Annotated in this window: 20 protein-coding genes; 5 read left to right on the top strand and 15 right to left on the bottom strand. The window is 64.5% G+C overall.

Going from position 1 to position 19,015, the window contains the following annotated elements:
• Nucleotides 1–3 precede the first annotated feature (3 nt).
• The 8 genes from B0G62_RS19800 to B0G62_RS19765 form a co-directional block, all read right to left on the bottom strand.
• Nucleotides 4–630: a DUF47 domain-containing protein gene (locus tag B0G62_RS19800; RefSeq protein WP_103705912.1), complete on the bottom strand. Its 627-nt coding sequence runs from the start codon at nt 628–630 to the stop codon at nt 4–6.
• Between the two features lie 203 nt (nt 631–833).
• A complete protein-coding gene (locus B0G62_RS19795) occupies nt 834–2,216 on the bottom strand; it encodes a replicative DNA helicase (RefSeq protein ID WP_103705911.1) in 1,383 nt (460 codons plus the stop codon).
• Between the two features lie 234 nt (nt 2,217–2,450).
• On the bottom strand, nt 2,451–2,903 hold the full coding sequence (rplI, locus tag B0G62_RS19790; protein WP_103705910.1) for a 50S ribosomal protein L9: 453 nt from the start codon (nt 2,901–2,903) through the stop codon (nt 2,451–2,453).
• Between the two features lie 27 nt (nt 2,904–2,930).
• Complete coding sequence (rpsR, locus tag B0G62_RS19785; RefSeq protein ID WP_028216787.1) at nt 2,931–3,206, bottom strand: 30S ribosomal protein S18; 276 nt, start codon at nt 3,204–3,206, stop codon at nt 2,931–2,933.
• 2 nt (nt 3,207–3,208) lie between these two features.
• Nucleotides 3,209–3,508: a primosomal replication protein N gene (priB, locus tag B0G62_RS19780; RefSeq protein ID WP_103705909.1), complete on the bottom strand. Its 300-nt coding sequence runs from the start codon at nt 3,506–3,508 to the stop codon at nt 3,209–3,211.
• A 48-nt stretch (nt 3,509–3,556) separates the two neighbouring features.
• On the bottom strand, nt 3,557–3,928 hold the full coding sequence (gene rpsF, locus B0G62_RS19775; RefSeq protein ID WP_027818337.1) for a 30S ribosomal protein S6: 372 nt from the start codon (nt 3,926–3,928) through the stop codon (nt 3,557–3,559).
• Nucleotides 3,929–4,131: 203 nt separating this feature from the next.
• The gene (locus B0G62_RS19770; RefSeq protein ID WP_103705908.1) at nt 4,132–5,043 is read right to left on the bottom strand and encodes a zf-HC2 domain-containing protein; all 912 of its coding nucleotides are present in this window, start codon (nt 5,041–5,043) and stop codon (nt 4,132–4,134) included.
• Nucleotides 5,033–5,764, bottom strand: coding sequence for an RNA polymerase sigma factor (locus tag B0G62_RS19765; protein WP_244193315.1), 732 nt, complete (start codon nt 5,762–5,764; stop codon nt 5,033–5,035). The genes B0G62_RS19770 and B0G62_RS19765 overlap by 11 nt, the downstream gene beginning before the upstream one ends.
• A gap of 282 nt (nt 5,765–6,046) precedes the next feature.
• Between B0G62_RS19765 and B0G62_RS19760 the strand changes: the two genes are divergently transcribed.
• Nucleotides 6,047–6,955, top strand: a complete 909-nt coding sequence (locus tag B0G62_RS19760; protein WP_103705906.1) for a metallophosphoesterase family protein — start codon at nt 6,047–6,049, stop codon at nt 6,953–6,955.
• Between the two features lie 47 nt (nt 6,956–7,002).
• The gene (locus tag B0G62_RS19755) at nt 7,003–7,398 is read left to right on the top strand and encodes a cupredoxin domain-containing protein (RefSeq protein ID WP_103705973.1); all 396 of its coding nucleotides are present in this window, start codon (nt 7,003–7,005) and stop codon (nt 7,396–7,398) included.
• Between the two features lie 6 nt (nt 7,399–7,404).
• Here the strand turns inward: B0G62_RS19755 and B0G62_RS19750 are convergent, their stop codons facing one another.
• A complete protein-coding gene (locus B0G62_RS19750) occupies nt 7,405–8,316 on the bottom strand; it encodes a LysR family transcriptional regulator (RefSeq protein ID WP_103705905.1) in 912 nt (303 codons plus the stop codon).
• Nucleotides 8,317–8,515: 199 nt separating this feature from the next.
• Here B0G62_RS19750 and gcl point away from each other — a divergent pair, with 199 nt between their 5' ends.
• From gcl to B0G62_RS19735, 3 genes are all read left to right on the top strand, one after another.
• Nucleotides 8,516–10,291, top strand: coding sequence for a glyoxylate carboligase (gcl, locus tag B0G62_RS19745; RefSeq protein ID WP_103705904.1), 1,776 nt, complete (start codon nt 8,516–8,518; stop codon nt 10,289–10,291).
• A gap of 104 nt (nt 10,292–10,395) precedes the next feature.
• A complete protein-coding gene (hyi, locus tag B0G62_RS19740; protein ID WP_103705903.1) occupies nt 10,396–11,193 on the top strand; it encodes a hydroxypyruvate isomerase in 798 nt (265 codons plus the stop codon).
• A gap of 76 nt (nt 11,194–11,269) precedes the next feature.
• Nucleotides 11,270–12,178: a 2-hydroxy-3-oxopropionate reductase gene (locus B0G62_RS19735; protein WP_103705902.1), complete on the top strand. Its 909-nt coding sequence runs from the start codon at nt 11,270–11,272 to the stop codon at nt 12,176–12,178.
• A 352-nt stretch (nt 12,179–12,530) separates the two neighbouring features.
• Here B0G62_RS19735 and B0G62_RS19730 read toward each other — a convergent pair whose 3' ends face one another.
• From B0G62_RS19730 to B0G62_RS19705, 6 genes are all read right to left on the bottom strand, one after another.
• Nucleotides 12,531–13,550 (bottom strand): asparaginase, encoded by a 1,020-nt coding sequence (locus tag B0G62_RS19730; RefSeq protein WP_103705901.1) that lies wholly within the window; start codon nt 13,548–13,550, stop codon nt 12,531–12,533.
• A gap of 147 nt (nt 13,551–13,697) precedes the next feature.
• Nucleotides 13,698–14,624 carry a CysB family HTH-type transcriptional regulator gene (locus tag B0G62_RS19725; RefSeq protein WP_103705900.1) on the bottom strand — a complete coding sequence of 309 codons (927 nt, stop codon included), beginning with the start codon at nt 14,622–14,624 and terminating at the stop codon, nt 13,698–13,700.
• A gap of 73 nt (nt 14,625–14,697) precedes the next feature.
• Entirely contained in the window at nt 14,698–15,756 is a 1,059-nt protein-coding gene (locus B0G62_RS19720) for a sulfate/molybdate ABC transporter ATP-binding protein (RefSeq protein ID WP_103705899.1), read from the bottom strand.
• A 2-nt stretch (nt 15,757–15,758) separates the two neighbouring features.
• Nucleotides 15,759–16,724 (bottom strand): sulfate ABC transporter permease subunit CysW, encoded by a 966-nt coding sequence (gene cysW / locus B0G62_RS19715; protein ID WP_244193312.1) that lies wholly within the window; start codon nt 16,722–16,724, stop codon nt 15,759–15,761.
• The gene (gene cysT / locus B0G62_RS19710) at nt 16,721–17,611 is read right to left on the bottom strand and encodes a sulfate ABC transporter permease subunit CysT (RefSeq protein ID WP_103705898.1); all 891 of its coding nucleotides are present in this window, start codon (nt 17,609–17,611) and stop codon (nt 16,721–16,723) included. The genes cysW and cysT overlap by 4 nt, the downstream gene beginning before the upstream one ends.
• A gap of 140 nt (nt 17,612–17,751) precedes the next feature.
• Complete coding sequence (locus B0G62_RS19705) at nt 17,752–18,795, bottom strand: sulfate ABC transporter substrate-binding protein (RefSeq protein ID WP_103705897.1); 1,044 nt, start codon at nt 18,793–18,795, stop codon at nt 17,752–17,754.
• Between the last annotated feature and the right edge of the window lie 220 nt (nt 18,796–19,015).

Here is a 19,015-nt window from a genome sequence, read left to right as displayed (position 1 = left end):
CGCTCAGGCGTTCTCTAGCACGATGCCTTCGATGATGTTCGCGACATCCTCGCACTTGTCCGTGATCGCTTCGAGCAATTCGTAGATCGCCTTCAGCTTGATCAGATTCTTGACATCGTCTTCCTCGCGGAAGAGCTTGGAGATCGCGCCGCGCAGCAGGCGGTCGGCGTCCGACTCCAGACGGTCGATGTCCTCGCAGGCCTTGAGGATCTCCCGCGCCTGCTTCATGTCGGAGAGCAGCGCGACCGCAGCCTGCACGCGCTCGGCCGTGGCCGTGACCACGTGCGCGAGCTGGCTCGCCTCGGCGGTGACCGCCTGGACGTCGTACAGCGAAATGGCCGTGGCGACGTCCTCCATGAGGTCGAGGCAGTCGTCCATCGTCGTGATCAGCTTGTGGATCTCGTCGCGGTCGAGCGGCGTGATGAAAGTCTTGTGCAGCAGGTCAATCGCTTCGTGCGTGAGCTTGTCGGCGGCCTTTTCGGCGGCCTGCACATTCTGTTTGTGGACTTCCGCGTCAGCCAGATTGTCGATCACGAGCTCGAGCTCACGGCTTGCGGAAACGATGCACTTCGCGTGCGCGTTGAAGATTTCGAAGAACTTGCCCTCGGTGGGCATGAAGCGACCGAACATTGGAATCCCGGTAATTGGTCTCGAATTGCCGTCACAAAACGGCAAGATGGCCGTCATAAAACGGCAATATTGTAGCGTTACGGACTGGCGGCCGCACTTGTCGCCGGCTACCCAAGCGGCATTTGCGCCACTATGGCGCACGCGCATGGGTTCCGGCTTGACTCCACGTCAAATTCCGGCGTGCTTCGGACGCCACCCGGACGTCACTCGCCGTAGAAGTTCTGCGCTCCCGCAAAATTATCGAACTTCGTGTATTGACCGTGGAACGTGAGGCGAACGGGCCCGATCGGGCCGTTACGCTGTTTGCCGATGATGATCTCGGCGGTGCCCTTGTCGGGACTGTCGGGGTTGTAGACTTCGTCGCGGTAAATAAACAGGATGACGTCAGCATCCTGTTCAATTGCGCCCGATTCGCGCAGGTCGGACATCACCGGACGCTTGTTCGGACGCTGCTCAAGTCCACGATTGAGCTGCGAGAGCGCAATCACGGGCACATCGAGTTCCTTGGCGAGGCTCTTGAGCGAACGCGAAATTTCGGAAATTTCGGTCGCCCGGTTTTCGCCGCTGCCCGAGCCGCTCATCAGCTGCAGGTAGTCGATGATGATGAGGCCGAGCTTGCCGCACTGGCGCGACAGACGCCGCGCGCGCGAACGCAGCTCCATCGGGTTCAGACCGCCGGTTTCGTCGATGAAAATCTGCGCCTCGCTCATTTTCTGCACGGCGTGCGTGAGCTTGGGCCAATCTTCGTCCGTGAGGCGGCCAGTTCGCATACGGTGCTGGTCCAGTCGGCCGACCGAACCCAGCATACGCATGATGAGCTGCGTGCCCGGCATTTCCATCGAGAACACCGCGACCGGCAGGCCATACTCCACCGCCACGTATTCGCCGACGTTCATCGAAAACGCCGTCTTACCCATCGACGGGCGGCCCGCCACGATGATGAGTTCGCCGCCGTGCATGCCCGACGTCATGCGGTCGAGGTCGATGAAACCCGTGGGCGTGCCCGTCACGTCGCTCGGGTTGGCCGTGTGATAGAGCGTGTCGATGCGCTCGACCACCTGCGTGAGCAGCGGCCCGATTTCGAGAAAGCCCTGGGTACCGCGCGCGCCGTCTTCGGCGATCGAGAACACCTTCGACTCGGCCTCGTCGAGCAACTGGCGCACTTCCTTGCCCTGCGGATTGAACGCGTCGGCGGAAATTTCGTCGGCCACCGATACCAGTCGGCGCAGCACCGCACGGTCGCGCACGATTTCCGCGTAGCGGCGGATGTTCGCCGCGCTCGGCGTGTTCTGCGCGAGCGCGTTCAGGTACGCAAGGCCGCCGACGTCCTCGGCCTTGCCCGAGTTGCCGAGCGCTTCGTACACCGTCACCACGTCGGCCGGACGCGAGGACGCGATCAGGCGACCGATATGCTCGTAGATGACGCGGTGATCGTAGCGGTAGAAGTCGCTTTGCGAGAGGAAGTCGGCAATCCGGTCCCAGGCGCCGTTATCCAGCAGCAGGCCGCCGAGTACCGACTGTTCGGCCTCGATCGAATGCGGCGGGACTTTCAGCGATTCGAGTTGGGGATCTTTCGGAGCGTTCATGGAGGGCAATTATCGGGCAGCGGGCGAGCGCTCACAAGCTTCAAAAAGCGCAAAAAGGCAGTCCGGCAGTCACGCAACAAGTGCGCAGCCAATGCGGAACAAGCAAGGAACAAGCATGGGGCAAGCGCGGAACAAGCGAGCAACAAAAAAGGCAGAAGCCCTGCGGCTCCTGCCTTTTTTGTTTTTATGCGTCGTAAGACGGCAAGCGACCCTTGCGGGCCGCTGGCAACGTGCTTAGGCGTGTTCGCCCAGCACCGACACCGTGACGTCGACGAGGACGTCGGTGTGCAGGGAAACCTGCACCGGATGATCGCCAACCATCTTCAGCGGGCCTTCCGGCAGACGCACTTGCGCCTTTTCCACTGCGAAGCCGACCTTGCCGAGTGCTTCAGCGATGTCAGCGTTCGTGACCGAACCGAACAGACGGCCGTCCACGCCGGCCTTCTGGCCGATCTGGACGGTCAGGCCGTTCAGCTTTTCGCCTTCGGCTTGAGCGGCTGCCAGCTTTTCAGCGGCGGCCTTTTCGAGTTCTGCGCGGCGGACTTCGAATTCGGCGATTGCGTCCTTCGTAGCACGGCGTGCCTTCTTGTTCGGGATCAGGAAGTTACGTGCGTAACCGTCCTTCACCTTGACGATGTCGCCGAGGTTACCCAGGTTGACGACTTTTTCCAGAAGAATGATCTGCATTCTATTGCTCCTTATCGCGTCGTCTTATTAGGCCTTGTGCTGGTCGGTGTACGGCATCAGCGCGAGGAAACGCGCGCGCTTGATAGCCGTGTCCAGCTGACGCTGATAGTGGGCCTTCGTACCCGTCAGACGTGCCGGCGTGATCTTGCCGTTTTCGCCGATGAAGTCCTTCAGCGTTTCGATGTCCTTGTAGTCGATCTGATCGACGCCTGCAGCCGTGAAGCGGCAGAACTTCTTGCGCTTGAAGAGCGGGTTTTGTTGCTGACGACGCTTGTCGAATTTCTTACCAGTCGGGCGGGGCATGATTAGTCCTTTCCTGTGCCTTGCATTTCGGTGATGTGAAACACCAGGGTTCGCGCGTTGCGGTGCTTTTTCGCCAGAAAGCCGGTGAAGAGCGCTTCCACGCCCAACGCACAACTTTCGACCAGACCGCAGGCCTTGCCGGCCGCGACTGCGGGCATCGTCAGTTCGACGAAGCGGGGAATCCCGGCCTCGACGACTTCCGTGCGGTGCTGCAACGTGACGCTGGCAATCGGAACGCCGGCGGGGGTATACCGCACCGGTTCGCGTTCGACGACGCTAGCCGTGAGTTGCAGCCTGTTCACGCAGTGGGCTTAAGCAATGAGTTACGCAAATCCTGATGGCTTACAAACTTAAGCCTGCGCTTCGGTCGGCTGGGCAGCCGCCTTCTTGGCTTCTTCGCGCTGCACTTCCTTCATCATCGGCGACGGGCCGGTTTCGGCCTTCTTCATCTTGACGATGAGGTGACGCAGCACAGCGTCGTTGAACTTGAACGCGTGTTCGAGTTCGTCGAGCGTCGTCTGGTCGCATTCGATGTTCATGCAGACGTAGTGAGCCTTCGCGAGTTTCTCGATCATGTAGGCCAGTTGGCGACGGCCCCAGTCTTCGATACGGTGGATCTGGCCACCGTGCGACGTGATCGTGCTCTTGTAACGCTCGATCATCGCGGGCACTTGCTCGCTTTGATCGGGGTGCACGATAAATACGATTTCGTAATGACGCATATTCACTCCTTGTGGATTAAAGCCACCCGGGCGTCGGAACCGGTGCGGCAAGTGAGAAGCCGAAGAGTATAGCGCGATGAGACGCCTCGCGCAACTGGATTCAGCGGTTCGCGCGTCGTTTCAGGCGTATTTTCAAGGACTTGCGCGGCCGCGCGGGGGGGCGCGAACTGGCGAAGTCGGCCGCCTTCGGGCGGAATTCGCGCTTACGGCCGCGCTTCAACGCCCGGCGAGCCGTCCGCGAGCCGCGCATCGAGCGCCGCGCGCAAGGCCACCAGCGCATCCGGCCCCGCATCCGTGACAGCCCACCACGTCATGCCGGCGGCCTGCCAGCGCAGCAGCGCATAGCCGTCGCTCGCGCGCGGCGTTGTGCCCGGCTGCGCCTGGCCCGCCGCATCAGGGGGAAACACATACAGGTCGATCACGTGTTTGCGGAAGCGATACACCAGCACCGCGACCCGCTCGCGTCCCACGTAATCGAGCCGCCCGCCGACCAGCGCAAAGCCCTGCGCGGTGAAATCCTCGACCGGCGGCGCATAGTCGATACGGCCGTTGAACCACGGCTTCACGGTATGGCGGTCCGTGGAGATCACATCGAGATCGCGCCCCGAAATCTGCGCACGGATGTGGCTGGCGACCAGTTCGTCGACGAACGCGCTATCCGCAGCGGGCGTGCGCAGATGCAGCGTAAGCGCGACGCCGAGCGCGCAGAGCAGCAGCACCGCACTGCCCGCCCAGGCCAAACCCGTTGCGCCCACGCCTGACGGCCCTGTGACAGCCGGACCGGCTCGCAACCGGTCGCGCCATCCACGCAAAGCGCGGAGCCAGCCGCCGCCACGCACGGGCGCGATCCGCTCCGGCGTGCGCGCAGGGGGAATTTCTGCGGCATCGGGCGCGAGCGCAGGCGGCAACGCCGTGACAATGCGCGCGGCCAAACCCGCCGGTGCGCGATGATACGGCGCCTCATGGGCGATACGGGAAATCGCTTCGACCTGCGCCACCGCGCGGCGGCACGGCACGCAGCCGGCCAGATGCTCACGCACACGCCATTCATCGGCGGCGGACAGTTCCCGGTCGACGCTGGCGTCGACCAGCGGGCGCGCTTCGTCACAGTTCATCAGGCGCCTCCGTGGTGCGTGGGCCGACGGGGCGATTCCGCGCACGCGGCTCGTGCGCTCCGCCGTCGACGGCCGGCTCCTCGCGGAACCGGTCGTCTGGCCCCCGGCCGGATGGTCTCCAGGCTTTACCGCTACTTCCCCCGACTGCTAAATCGCCCTTCTCGTTGCCACCATTGCGCGCGCCATGACCTTGCGCCGCCAGCAGCGCCGCGAGACGCTTGCGGGCGCGCGCCAGCCGCGACATCACCGTGCCCATCGGCACGTCGATCACCGTGGCGATCTCGCGGTATTCCAGTTCTTCCAGTTCGCGCAGCACCAGCACTTCGCGATACTCCACCGGCAGGCGCTGCAACGCCTCGTGCACGTGCCGCGTGGATTCCGCGCGAATCGCGAGCGTTTCCGGATCGACGCCGCCCGTGTCCCAGCCTTCGGGCGCAACGTCGTCGCGCAACTCGTCGAATTGCGCCACCTCCTGCGCGCCCGCGCGCCGCCGCCATTCGTCGTACCAGACGCGGCGCACGATCGCGAGCAGCCAGGGCCGCGCCTCGTCGCCGCGAAACGTATCGAAGAAGCGAAACGCGCGCAGAAACGCTTCCTGCACGATGTCCTCGGCGTCGCCGGGACTGCGCGAGAGCCAGCGCGCGAGGTTGTAGGCCGCGTCCAGATGCGGCAGCGTCAGCGCCTGGAAGCGGCGGCTGCGCGCCGCGACCTCCAGCGCCAGCGCGTCGCTCGCCTGACGACCCTCGCCTTCGTGCTGCCCGTTCGCGGTTTCGTCCACATCGTCCCCTCGTGCCGTGGCTCTCTCTCACCGCCTGCATGACTCGCTCACCGGCCAGTTTATTCCCGCTGGATGCACGCGAAAGCGAAAAATAAATCGGGAATGTTTGCGCGCGAATACCGGTAAGACACGCAGGCCGGTTCGAAACAAAGCCCCTGACGAGATCGGCCAACGTCCCCAACCATCGGATCGATACCGCTTTTGCCCCACATCGAGGAGACCACCATGTCCCACGCAGGCGCCCCGCTCAAGCGGCGCGATTTTCTCCGGCTTGCCGCGCTCGGCGGCGGCGCCGTATTCGCCTCGGCGCTGCCCGGCTGGGCATCGGGTCAGACGGCCGGTCATGCCGACTTTTTCTTCGTGCAACTCTCCGACGCCCACTGGGGTTTCGAAGGCCCGGCGATCAATCCCGACGCCAAAGGCACCTTGCCGAAAGCCATCGCCGCCGTGAACGCCCTGCCCGCCACGCCCGATTTCGTCATCTTCACGGGCGACCTCACGCACACCACCGACGACCCCGCCGTGCGCCGCGCCCGCATGCGCGAATTCCAGCAGATCGTCGGCGGCCTGCGCGTGAAGCCGCTCTATCTGATGCCCGGCGAGCACGATGCGAGCCTCGACAACGGCGAGGCGTATCGCGAGCTATTCGGGCCGACGCACTACACCTTCGATCATCGCGGCGTGCATTTCGTCACGCTCGACAACGTGTCCGATCCGGCTGGGCGCATCGGCGATGCGCAGCTTGCGTGGCTCGCCGACGACCTGAGCCGCCAGCCCGAGGACGCGCGCATCGTCGTCTTCACGCACCGGCCGTTGTTCGATCTTGCGCCGCAATGGGACTGGGCCACGCGCGACGGCGCGGCGGCGATCGCGCTGCTGCAGAAGCACGCGAACGTGACCGTGTTCTACGGCCATATTCATCAGGAGAACCACACAATGACGGGATCGATCGCGCATCACGCCGCGCGCTCGCTGATGTTCGCACTGCCCGCGCCGATGTCGCAGCCGCAAAGAACGCCGGTGCCGTGGGACGCGGCTGCACCTTATAAAGGCCTCGGCTGGCGCGACGTCGCGGTGGACGGCACGCCGCAGGCCTATGCGCTCACGGAAGTGCCGATCCGCAATCCGGTTTGATCGCCGAATCGCCCGATCGCAAAAACAGCATCGGCAAGGAGACCAACATGCTCAAGCTTCATTTACTTCGCGCACGCGAGCCGCGCTTCGCCCGGCGTCGCTGGCTGGCCCTCGCGGCAGCGGGTGTGGCAAGCGCAGCGGCGCTGATGCGCGTGGACGCGCAGATCGCGCCGCGCGTCATCAAGGTCCACGCGCGCCGCTTCGTCTTTACGCCCGACCACATCGCGCTCGCGCCGCACGAGAGCGTGGTGTTCGAAGTCACGTCGCAGGACACGATGATGGGCTTTTCGATTCCGCAATTCGGCGTGCGCGCCGATGTGCCGCCAGGCGCCGTGGTGCGCGTCGCCGCGACGGCGGGCGATGCGGGCAACGTGCCGTTTCTCTGCGATATTTTCTGCGGCTCGGGGCACGAATCGATGAACGGCGTGATCGTCGTAGGCTAGTTAAAGTCAGACCACGCCGCTCCAGTATCCCGGCCGGGCATACACCTCTTTCAGATAGTCGATGAAATAGCGCACCTTGGCGGGCACATAGCGTTGCTGCGGATACACGGCAAGAATGTCGTAGTCGGGCAGCGCGTATTCGTCGAGCACGGTCTCCAGTTCGCCGCGCGCGAGTTGCGCGTCGATTTCCCACGTCGAGCGCCAGCCCAGCCCCAGCCCTTCCGTCACCCAGCGATGCAGCAGTTCGCCGTCGTTGCAGTCGAGATTGCCGCCCACGCGCACCGTCGCGAGCTTGCCGTTGCGGCGGAAATACCAGCCGCGGTTCTGCCCGCCCTGCAGATTGAACGCGAGGCAATTGTGGCCAGGCAGATCTTCGAGCGTCTTCGGCTTGCCGTGGCGGCGGAAGTAGTCGGGCGTGCCGCACACCACGCGCCGGTTCGTCGCGAGCTTCACGGCGACGAAGTTCGGATCGACGGCCCCGCCGATGCGAATCGACAGATCGTAGCCCTCCCGCACCAGATCGACCACGCGGTCGGTCAGGTTGAAGGACAGTTGTAGCTCGGGTTTGTCGGCGAGGAATTCGGGCGCGAGCGGCGCGACGTGCTTGCGCCCGAAGGCCGCGGGCGCGGATACGATCAGATGCCCGTTCACCACGCGCCGCCCGGCCGACAGCTCGTTTTCGGCCTGCGCCCACTCCACCAGCAGGCCGCGGCAGCGTTCGAGAAACGCGCCGCCTTCCTCGCTCACCACCAGCCGCCGCGTCGAGCGGTACATCAGCTTCACGCCCAGGCGCTTTTCCAGCGCGTCGATGCGCCGCCCGAGGATCACCGGCGACACCCCTTCCTCCAGGGCTGCCGCCGCGAGACTGCCTGCGTCCGCGACGCGCACGAAAGTTTCGATCTGCTTGAAGCGGTCCATGTCTTGTCTCCTGTCCGATCCGGCACCGGGCCGACGCCCCGCCCGGTGGCCATTCCATACTTTTTGTTTCGAAATAAACGACCCGGACTGATCTTATCAAACCTTTCGTATGCCCCTACAGTGACCCTCAAGCGCTGTATCCCCTGCGCGCTTTTCCCTAGCGCGCCGTTCAGGTTTTTGCGACATTCAGGAGACAATCATGGCCAAGATGAGAGCCGTCGACGCCGCCGTGCTGGTGCTCGAAAAAGAAGGCATCGATACCGCCTTCGGCGTGCCAGGCGCCGCCATCAATCCGTTCTACTCGGCGCTCAAGAAGGCCGGCAGCATCACCCACGTGCTCGCGCGTCACGTCGAAGGCGCCTCGCACATGGCCGAGGGCTACACGCGCGCCCAGCCGGGCAACATCGGCGTGTGCATCGGCACCTCGGGCCCGGCGGGCACCGACATGATCACGGGTCTCTACTCGGCCCAGGCCGACTCGATTCCGATCCTCGCGATCACCGGCCAGGCGCCGCGCGCGCGTCTGTACAAGGAAGACTTCCAGGCCGTCGATATCGAATCGATCGCCAAGCCCGTGACCAAGTGGGCCGTCACGGTGCGCGAGCCGGCGCTGGTGCCGCGTGTGTTCCAGCAGGCATTCCACCTGATGCGCTCGGGCCGTCCGGGTCCGGTGCTGGTCGACATGCCGATCGACGTGCAGCTCGCCGAAATCGAATTCGACATCGACACCTACGAGCCGCTGCCGGTCTACAAGCCGCGCGCGACGCGCAAACAGATCGAAGCCGCGCTCGAACTGCTCAACGCCAGCGACAAGCCGCTGATCGTCTCGGGCGGCGGTGTGCTCAACGCAGCCGCTGAAGACCTGCTCGTGCAATTCGCGGAAACCGTGGGCGTGCCCGTGATTCCGACGCTGATGTCGTGGGGCGCGATCGCCGACGACCATCCGCTGATGGCCGGCATGGTCGGCCTGCAAACGTCGCACCGCTACGGCAACGCGACGATGCTCGCCTCGGACTTCGTGCTCGGCATCGGCAACCGCTGGGCCAACCGCCACACGGGCAGCGTCGAGGTCTACACCAAGGGCCGCAAGTTCGTCCACGTCGATATCGAACCGACGCAGATCGGCCGCGTGTTCGGCCCGGATCTGGGCATCGTCTCGGACGCGAAGGCCGCGCTCGAACTGTTCGTCGAAGTCGCGCAGGAATGGAAGGCCGCGGGCAAGCTCAAGGACCGCAGCGCATGGGTCGCGGACTGTCAGCAGCGCAAGGCCACGATGCATCGCAAGACCCACTTCGACAACGCGCCGATCAAGCCGCAACGCGTCTACGAAGAGATGAACAAGGCCTTTGACCGCGACACCTGCTACGTGAGCACGATCGGCCTGTCGCAGATCGCGGGCGCGCAGTTCCTGCACGTCTACAAGGCGCGCAACTGGATCAACTGCGGCCAGGCGGGCCCGCTCGGCTGGACGATTCCGGCGGCGCTCGGCGTGCGCGCAGCCGATCCGTCGCGCCCCATCGTGGCGCTGTCGGGCGACTACGACTTCCAGTTCATGATCGAGGAACTGGCCGTGGGCGCGCAGTTCAAGCTGCCCTACGTGCACGTGCTGGTGAACAACTCGTACCTGGGCCTGATCCGCCAGGCGCAGCGCCAGTTCGACATGGACTTCTGCGTGCAGCTCGCGTTCGAGAACATCAACGCGCCGGAATTGAACGGTTATGGCGTCGATCACAAAACCGTGGTCGAAGGTCTGGGCTGCAAGGCGCTGCGCGTGTTCAAGCCGGAAGAGATCGCCCCGGCGCTCAAGCAGGCGCAGTCGATGGCCGCCGAGTTCAGCGTGCCGGTGGTGGTCGAAGTGATCCTCGAACGCGTGACGAATATCTCGATGGGCACGGAAATCGACGCCATCAACGAGTTCGAGGAACTCGCGGAGAAGCCGGAACACGCGCCCACGGCGATCGCGCTGCAATCCTGACCATTGAAGTAGCCGCAAGATCCGCTTTTCGCGCCCAGCAGCCCTGACGCGCGAAAAGCGCCTTTCACTCACTGACGCAACCCTGACGCCCCGCGAGACCTCTCATGCCGAAATTCGCAGCGAATCTCACCATGCTGTTCAACGAAATGCCGTTCCTCGACCGCTTTGCCGCGGCCGCCGAGGCGGGCTTCGAAGCCGTCGAATTCCTGTTCCCCTACCCGTTCAAGGCCGCCGAACTGGCCGAGCGGCTGGAAGCGAACAACCTCAAGCTCGTGCTGCACAACCTGCCCGCCGGCAACTGGGAAGGCGGCGAGCGCGGCATCGCGTGCCTGCCGGATCGCCGTGGCGAGTTCCAGGAGGGCGTGGGCCGCGCGATCGAATACGCGAAGGCGCTCAAGGTGCCGCAACTGAACTGCCTCGTCGGCATTCCGACGGCGGGCATCGACCGCGACACGGCGCTGGCCACGATCGTCGAGAACCTGCGCTATGCCGCTGGCGAACTCAAGCGCGAAGGCATCCGCCTGCTGGTCGAGCCGTGCAATTCGTACGACATCCCGGGTTTCGCGCTGAACCGTTCCGCCGAAGGGCTCGACGTGATCGAAAAGGTCGGTTCGGACAATCTGTTCCTGCAGTACGACATCTATCACATGCAGCGCATGGAAGGCGAACTGGCCGCGACCATCAAGAAGCAGTTCGCGAAGATCGCCCACATCCAGCTCGCCGACAACCCGGGCCGCAACGAGCCGGGCACGGGCGAGATCAACTATCCCTTCCTGTTCGATCTGCTCGATTCACTCGGCTACGCGGGCTATGTCGGCTGCGAATACAAGCCGAAGACCACGACCGTCGAAGGTCTGGGCTGGCTGCGCGGCGCCCAGCAACGCGCGGCGGAGCTTGCCTGAGGCACGCGTAATCGACGCATCGAACCGCATTCGACTCGCATTGGACTCGCATTAGACTCAAACGGAGACACACAAGATGGCAAAGATTGGTTTTATCGGCCTCGGCATCATGGGCGCGCACATGGCGCGCAACCTTCTGAAGGGCGGCCATACGCTGGTCGTGAACGGCAAGTATCCGGTGCCGGACGATCTGCGCACCACCACCACCGTGGTCGCCGATTCGACCGCCGTTGCGCAGGCGTCGGAAATCGTCATCGTGATGGTGCCGGACACGCCGGACGTGCAGAACGTGCTGTTCGCCGATGACGGCGTCGCCAAGGGTCTGTCGGCGGGCAAGCTCGTGATCGACATGAGCTCGATCTCGCCGCTGGAAACGCAACAGTTCGCAAAGCAGATCAACGCGCTGAGCTGCGACTATCTCGACGCGCCGGTCTCGGGCGGCGAAGTCGGTGCACGCGAAGCCACGCTGTCGATCATGGTCGGCGGCCCGCAGAAGGCTTTCGATCTGGCGAAGCCCCTGTTCGAGCAAATGGGCAAGAACATTTCGCTCGTCGGCGACAATGGCGCGGGTCAGACCACCAAGGTCGCGAACCAGATCATCGTCGCGCTGAACATCGAAGCCGTGGCTGAAGCGCTGCTGTTCGCCGCACGCTCGGGCGCCGATCCGGAGCGCGTGCGCAAGGCACTGATGGGCGGCTTCGCTTCGTCGCGCATTCTCGAAGTGCACGGTGAGCGCATGACGAAGCGCACCTTCAACCCGGGCTTCCGGATCGAGCTGCACCAGAAGGATCTGAACCTCGCACTCGATGGCGCGCGCAAGCTCGGCATCGCCCTGCCCCACACGGCCAGCGCCCAGCAACTGTTCAGCGTGTGCGCGGCGAACGGCGGCAAGGCCTGGGATCACTCGGCGATGATTCGCGCGCTCGAAATCATGGCGAACTTCGAAATCGCCGAAGCACCTGAAGCGCAGGCCAAGGCGGCTTAAGCGGGTTACGAAGCGATGCGCGCGTGGGCCCGCGCGCATCGGCTCTCGAAATACAGACACGCATTCAGGCTGGCGCGGCAACATGCACGCGACGGCCGCAGGTGGGGCGCTTCGTGGCGGCGGCAACCGCTGCGAGGCAAATCGGGGCCGCTCTGGGCTGAGAGCGGCCAGTGGGGTCCGAAAGCGGCACCCGGCGACGACGGGGAAGCCTTGGTCGGTCAGACGTCGTCGCCGGGTGTCCGCGTACGGATCGCGGTATGCCTCATTCAATTGAGAATGGCTGAAAAGCAAAGGGCCGTGCGGAAATCGCTCCGCACGGCCCTTTGTGTTTGAGTGTACCTGGCGCGTTTGATCAGTAAGTGTCGAACACGCGTTGCAGCGCCGCCTTTTCACTCGTGCCTGCCGCCAGCGCGAGCATCAGCAGCACACGCGCCTTGAAGGGCCCAAGCGTGCCCGCCGACACGAAGCCGAGCGCATCGTCCTTCGCCGCGCCGTTGTGCATCACGTGACCCGAACCCACGCGCGACGCACGCACGACGGCAATGCCTTTGGCCACCGCATCGGCCAGCGCCTGCTGCAGCGTCGCGTGGATCGAGCCGTTACCGGTGCCCGCCACGACGATGCCGCGCACGCCCGCGCTCACCAGCGCATCGACGGCAATGCGCGAAACGCCCGCGTAGCTCGTGACGATCTCCACATGCGGCCATGCAATGTCAGCGACAAACGGCGCATCGATCGTATGCGCTCGCAGCGCGCGGCGCTGGAACTCGACGCGACCGTCCTGCACCCAGCCCAGCGCGCCGATCTCGGGCGACTGGAACGCATCGACCGCGTAGGTGCTGATCTTGGCGACGTCGCGCGCGCAGTGGATGCGGTTGTTGAACGCCACCAGCACGCCCTGCCCGCTCGCCTGGCCGCTCGCCGCCAGCGTCACGGCGTTGAGCAGATTGAGCGGACCGTCCGCCGACAGCGCCGAGGCCGGCCGCATCGCCGCCGTCAGGATCACGGGCTTCGCGCTCTTGACCGTGAGATGCAGCAGGTAGGCGGTTTCTTCGAGCGTATCGGTGCCGTGCGTGATGACGACGCCGTCGATCTCGTCGCTTGCGAGCAATTCGTTCACGCGCTGCGCGAGCGTGCTCCAGAGCGCGAACGACATATCCTTGCTGTCGACGCTCGCGACCTGTTCGGCGTGGATTTGCGCGTGCGCGTCGAGGCCAGGAACGGCCGCGAGCAGTTGCGCGACGCCGATCACGCCGGCCTGATAGCCGGCGGTATTGGCCGCGTCGGGCGCGGAACCGGCGATGGTGCCGCCGGTGGCGAGCACGGCGATGCGCGGCAGCGCCGCGGCTTGGGGGGTAGCGGAAGTAGTCATGGCCGCGATTTTAAGCGATCCACCGCACGCCGCGTTTCTGGCGGAAAACCCCGCCCGGTCGCGATGCACGGGAACGTCCGTACAGACATGAAAACGGCGGCACGCAAGCGCGCCGCCGCTCGTCGCACAGTCAATGCCCGCTTAAAGTCACACCGCTTCGCGCAACTGGCTCGCGATCTGCTGCTCGTTGAGCTGCGGCGCGAACATCTCGATGAGCCGGTACGCGTACTGGCGCAGGAAAGCGCCCTTGCGCAGACCCACGCGCGTCGTGCTCTCCTCGAACAGATGCTCCGTGTCGAGCGCGACGAGTTCGCTGTCGCGCTTCGGATCGTAGGCCATCGCCGCCACGATGCCGATCCCCATGCCGAGTTCGACGTAGGTTTTGATCACGTCCGCGTCGATGGCGGTCAGCACGACGTCGGGCACGGCGCCCGCCTTCGCGAACGCCTGGTCGATATGCGAGCGGCCCGTGAAGTCCTGGTCATAGGTGATGATCGGATATTCGGCGATCTCTTCGAGCGTGAGGTTTTCGCGGCCCACCAGCGGGTGCGCCTTCTGCACGACCACGACGTGATGCCACGAATAGCACGGGAACGTCACGATATCGGGGAAACGGTCGAGCGCTTCGGTCGAGATGCCGAGGTCGGCCTCGCCGTTGATGATCATCTGCGCGATCTGCTGCGGGTTGCCCTGACGCAGCGCCAGATGCACCTTCGGGAACACTTCGCGGAACTGGTGCACGACCTTGGGCAGCGCGTAGCGCGCCTGGGTGTGCGTCGTCGCCACCACGAGATGGCCGCTGTCCTGATCGGCGAACTGGCGCGCGACGCGGCGCAGGTTCTCGGCGTCGAGCAGCATGCGCTCGATCAGCTGATGCACGGCCTTGCCCGGCTCCGTCAGGCCCGTGAGGCGCTTGCCGCGGCGAATGAAAATATCGACGCCGAGTTCGTCCTCCAGATCCTTGATCTGCTTCGAGACACCCGACTGCGACGTGTAGAGCACGTTGGCCACTTCGGTCAGGTTCATGTTCTGCCGTACGGCTTCGCGCACAAAACGCAACTGCTGAAAATTCATGTTCTTCTCTCCGGAACTGCCAACCTGTTTTTTCTGCTCTTATTGTTGATTCGCTGATTCACTTGCGCCCGGCTCACTGCGCCGGAAACACGCGCAGCCCGCGCGGCACCGCCGTCACGCCGTCACCCACGTTGAGGTTGAGCGAGCGCCAGGCTTCGCGGTCGAGCTGCGCTTCGAGCGCGCCGCCCGTGCGGCTTTCCAGCTCCACACGCACGGAGCCGCCCAGCGTCACCACGCGGCGCACATCGACCACGATGCCGTCGCGATGATCCGCCGCGTCGCGATGCAGCACGATATCGTGCGGACGCACATAGGCGAGCGCCGGGCCTTCGAAGTGCGCCTGCACGGCGATCGGCTGCGCCGCGCCGTCGGCGACGAAACCGCCCGCCGCCACGCGTCCGCGCAAGCGGTTCGCCGCGCCCAGGAACTCGTAGACGAACGCCGTCTGGGGATGATCGTACACGTCTTGCGGGCTGCCGACCTGCTCCACATGACCATGATTCATCACGACGATACGATCGGCCACTTCGAGCGCTTCTTCCTGGTCGTGCGTGACGAAGATCGTCGAGATATGCAGATCGTCGTGCAGACGGCGCAGCCAGCTGCGCAATTCCTTGCGCACCTTGGCGTCGAGCGCGCCGAACGGCTCGTCGAGCAGCAGCACTTTCGGCTCCACCGCGAGCGCGCGGGCCAGTGCGATCCGCTGACGCTGGCCGCCCGAGAGTTCCGACGGATAGCGTTGCGCCAGCCAGTCGAGCTGCACGAGCTTGAGGAGTTCGTGCACCTTTTCGCGGATCTGCGCTTCCGACGGACGCTCGCCGCGCGGCTTCACGCGCAGGCCGAACGCCACGTTCTCGAACACGCTCATGTGGCGGAACAGCGCGTAATGCTGGAACACGAAGCCGACCTGACGCTCGCGCGCGCCGGCCGCGCCGACGTCCTGGCCCTGCAGCACGACCTGGCCCGCATCGGCATATTCGAGACCCGCGATCACGCGCAGCAGCGTGGTCTTGCCACAACCGGAGGGCCCGAGCAGCGCGACGAGTTCGCCCGGCGGAAAGTCGAGCGAGACGTTATCGAGGGCGGTGAAGTCGCCAAAGCGCTTCTGCAAATTGCTGACGGTGATGCCCATGATTACAGCTCTCCAGGTTGAAGCGATTGTTCAGCTTGTTCAGCTTGTCTCGATTGGTGTACCGGTTGCGGCGATTGCGCGGCCGGTCCGGCGAAGGCCGGCACGTCGTCGTCGCGCAGCGCGGCGTTCATATGGCGCTCCGCGAGCAGTTTCAGACCCAGCGTCACGAGCGCGAGCAGCGCCAGCAGCGACGCCACGGCAAACGCCGCCGCGAAGTTGTATTCGTTGTAGAGAATCTCGACGTGCAGCGGCATGGTGTCGGTCTGGCCGCGAATGTGGCCCGACACCACCGACACCGCACCGAACTCGCCCATCGCCCGCGCGTTACAGAGAATCACGCCGTACAGCAGACCCCAGCGGATATTCGGCAGCGTCACGCGGCGGAACATCTGCCAGCCCGACGCGCCCAGCACGTGCGCGGCTTCTTCCTCGTCGTTGCCTTGTGCCTGCATCAGCGGAATCAGTTCGCGCGCGACGAACGGAAACGTCACGAAGATCGTCGCCAGCACGATGCCGGGCACCGCGAAAATGATCTGCACGTTATGGTCTTCGAGCCACGGCCCGAGCCACCCCTGCGCGCCGAACATCAGCACGTAGATGAGACCCGAGATCACCGGCGAAACCGAGAACGGCAGGTCGATCAGCGTCGTGAGCAGCGCCTTGCCGCGGAAGTCGAACTTGGCGATCGCCCACGAAGCCGCGAGGCCGAACGCGCAGTTCAGCGGCACGGCGATCGCGGCCGTGATCAGCGTGAGCTTGATGGCGGCGAGCGCGTCGGGATCGGCGAGCGATTCGAAATAGAAGCCGATGCCCTTCGAGAGCGCCTGCCAGAACACGGCGACGAGCGGCACCACGAGGAACAGCGAGAGAAACACCAGCGCGATGCCGGTCAGCAGCCAGCGCACCCAGGGCGCTTCGGTGACGGGGTCCGGGCGGCCAGCTTGCGGCTTGCGGTTGATCGTGCTCATTGCGCGGCTCCCGTGGCCGGCGTTGCGCTCGCGGGCGCGGCAGTCGCGCCGCCCCGGCTCGTGCGCCGCTGCAGATACCACTGCAAGGTATTGATGAAAAGCAGCATCAGGAACGACACGCACAGCATCACGACCGCCAGCGCCGTCGCGCCCGCGTAGTCGTATTGTTCGAGCTTGGTGATGATGAGGAGCGACGTGATTTCCGACTTCATCGGCACGTTGCCGGCGATGAAGATGACCGAACCGTACTCGCCCAGCGCGCGCGCGAACGCGAGCGCGAAGCCCGTGAGCAGCGCGGGCAGCGCGGCCGGGAACACGACGCGGCGAAACGTCAGCCAGCGCGACGCGCCCAGGCACGCGGCGGCCTCTTCCTGCTCGCGCTCGAACTCTTCGAGCACGGGCTGCACGGTGCGCACGACAAAGGGCAAGCCGATGAAGGTGAGCGCCACCAGCACGCCCAGCGGCGTAAACGCAACCTTCAGCCCGAGCGGCTGAAGGAATTGGCCGATCCAGCCATTGCCCGCATAGACGGCGGCAAGCGAGATACCCGCTACGGAAGTCGGCAGCGCGAACGGCAGATCGACGAGCGCGTCGACCACCCGCTTGAACGGGAACGTATAGCGCACCAGCACCCACGCGAGCAGGAAGCCGAACACGGCGTTGATGAGCGCGCCGCCGAGCGCCGAAAAGAACGTCAGACGGTACGACGCGATCACGCGCGGCGACCACACGGCCCGTACGAACTGCGCCCAGTCGAGCGTGGCGGTCTTGAGAAAAGTCGCCGCAAGCGGGATCAGCACCACGAGGCTCAGATACGCCACCGTGATGCCGAGCGTCACGCCGAACCCGGGCAAGGCGCCTGGCTTCTGTAATCGGAACGTCGTCATGCTCTATCTCTTCACATGGGTTGCGTCAGACGAATCTTGCGCGGGTCACGCGCGGCACGCTGCGCCGAAAGGCGCGCCTCGTGGGGCGCGCCTTGTTTTATGCTGCTTTTCCGCTGCTTTTCCGCTATTGGTTGCGGCTCTTATTGCGGCTGATAAATCGAATCGAACACGCCGCCATCCGCAAAGTGCGTCTTCTGTGCGTTGGTCCAGCCGCCGAACGTATCGTCCACCGTGTAGAGCTTGAGCTTCGGGAACTTCGACGTGAGCGCCGCCGGCACCTTGTCCGAACGCGGACGGTAGAAGTTCCTCGCGGCGATCTCCTGGCCTTCCTCGCTATAGAGGAACTGCAGATAGGCTTCGGCGACCTTGCGCGTGCCCTTCTTCTCGACGACCTTGTCCACCACGGCGACCGGCGGCTCGGCCAGAATGCTCACCGACGGCACCACGATCTCGAACTTCTCCGGCCCGAACTCCTTGAGCGACAGGAACGCCTCGTTTTCCCAGGCGATCAGCACGTCGCCGATGTCGCGCTGCACGAAGCTCGTCGTCGCGCCGCGCGCGCCCGAGTCGAGCACGCCGGCGTTCTTGTAGAGCTTCGAGACGAATTCCTTGGCCTTCTGGTCGTTGCCGCCCGGCTGGTGTTCCGCGTAGGCCCAGGCCGCGAGGTAGTTCCAGCGCGCGCCGCCCGAGGTCTTCGGATTCGGCGTGACGATCGACACGCCCGGCTTGATCAGATCGTCCCAATCCTTGATGTGCTTCGGGTTGCCTTTGCGCACGAGAAACACGATGGTCGAGGTGTACGGCGACGCATTGTCGGGCAGGCGCTTTTGCCAGTCCTTCGCGACGAGGCCCTTGTTGGCGAGCGCGTCGATATCCCAGGCGAGCGCCAGCGTCACGACATCGGCCTGCAGGCCATCGAGCACCGAGCGCGCCTGCGCGCCCGAGCCGCCGTGCGACTGCTTGATGGTGAGCGTTTCGCCGGTCTTCGCCTTCCACTGCTTGATGAAGGCGTCGTTGACATCCTGGTACAACTCACGCGTCGGATCGTAGGAGACGTTCAGCAGCGCCGTGTCCGCATGGGCGGCCGGCGCGAGCGCAGCCATGCCCAGCAGGGGCGCCGCGCCCATGACCAGTTTTGCCGCCAGAGTCTTCAACCAGGTACGCCCCGTGGTGCCTTGTTTCATCCCGCTTTCTCCGTGTTGTCGTGCGTGTAGTCGCGTGTTGGGTCGCACGTTGGGTGCGATCCGTCGTTGCGTTCTTGTCTGTGCAGCGATCGATGGAGGCCAGTCTAGCGATTGGCTTACATTATTAAAAATGATGTTTTCTCATTTTTTAATACGCAAAAGTGGTAAGGGCGGAGGAATCGGCTGTTGAAGCATCTTTTCGTCCGTCAGGCCGCCGTAA

Origin of the sequence: Paraburkholderia eburnea (genome assembly GCF_002917095.1) — a bacterium.
Classification (GTDB): Bacteria; Pseudomonadota; Gammaproteobacteria; order Burkholderiales; family Burkholderiaceae; genus Paraburkholderia; species Paraburkholderia eburnea.
Note: the sequence above shows the minus strand (reverse complement) of the source record. Positions and strands in the feature narration are given on the sequence as shown.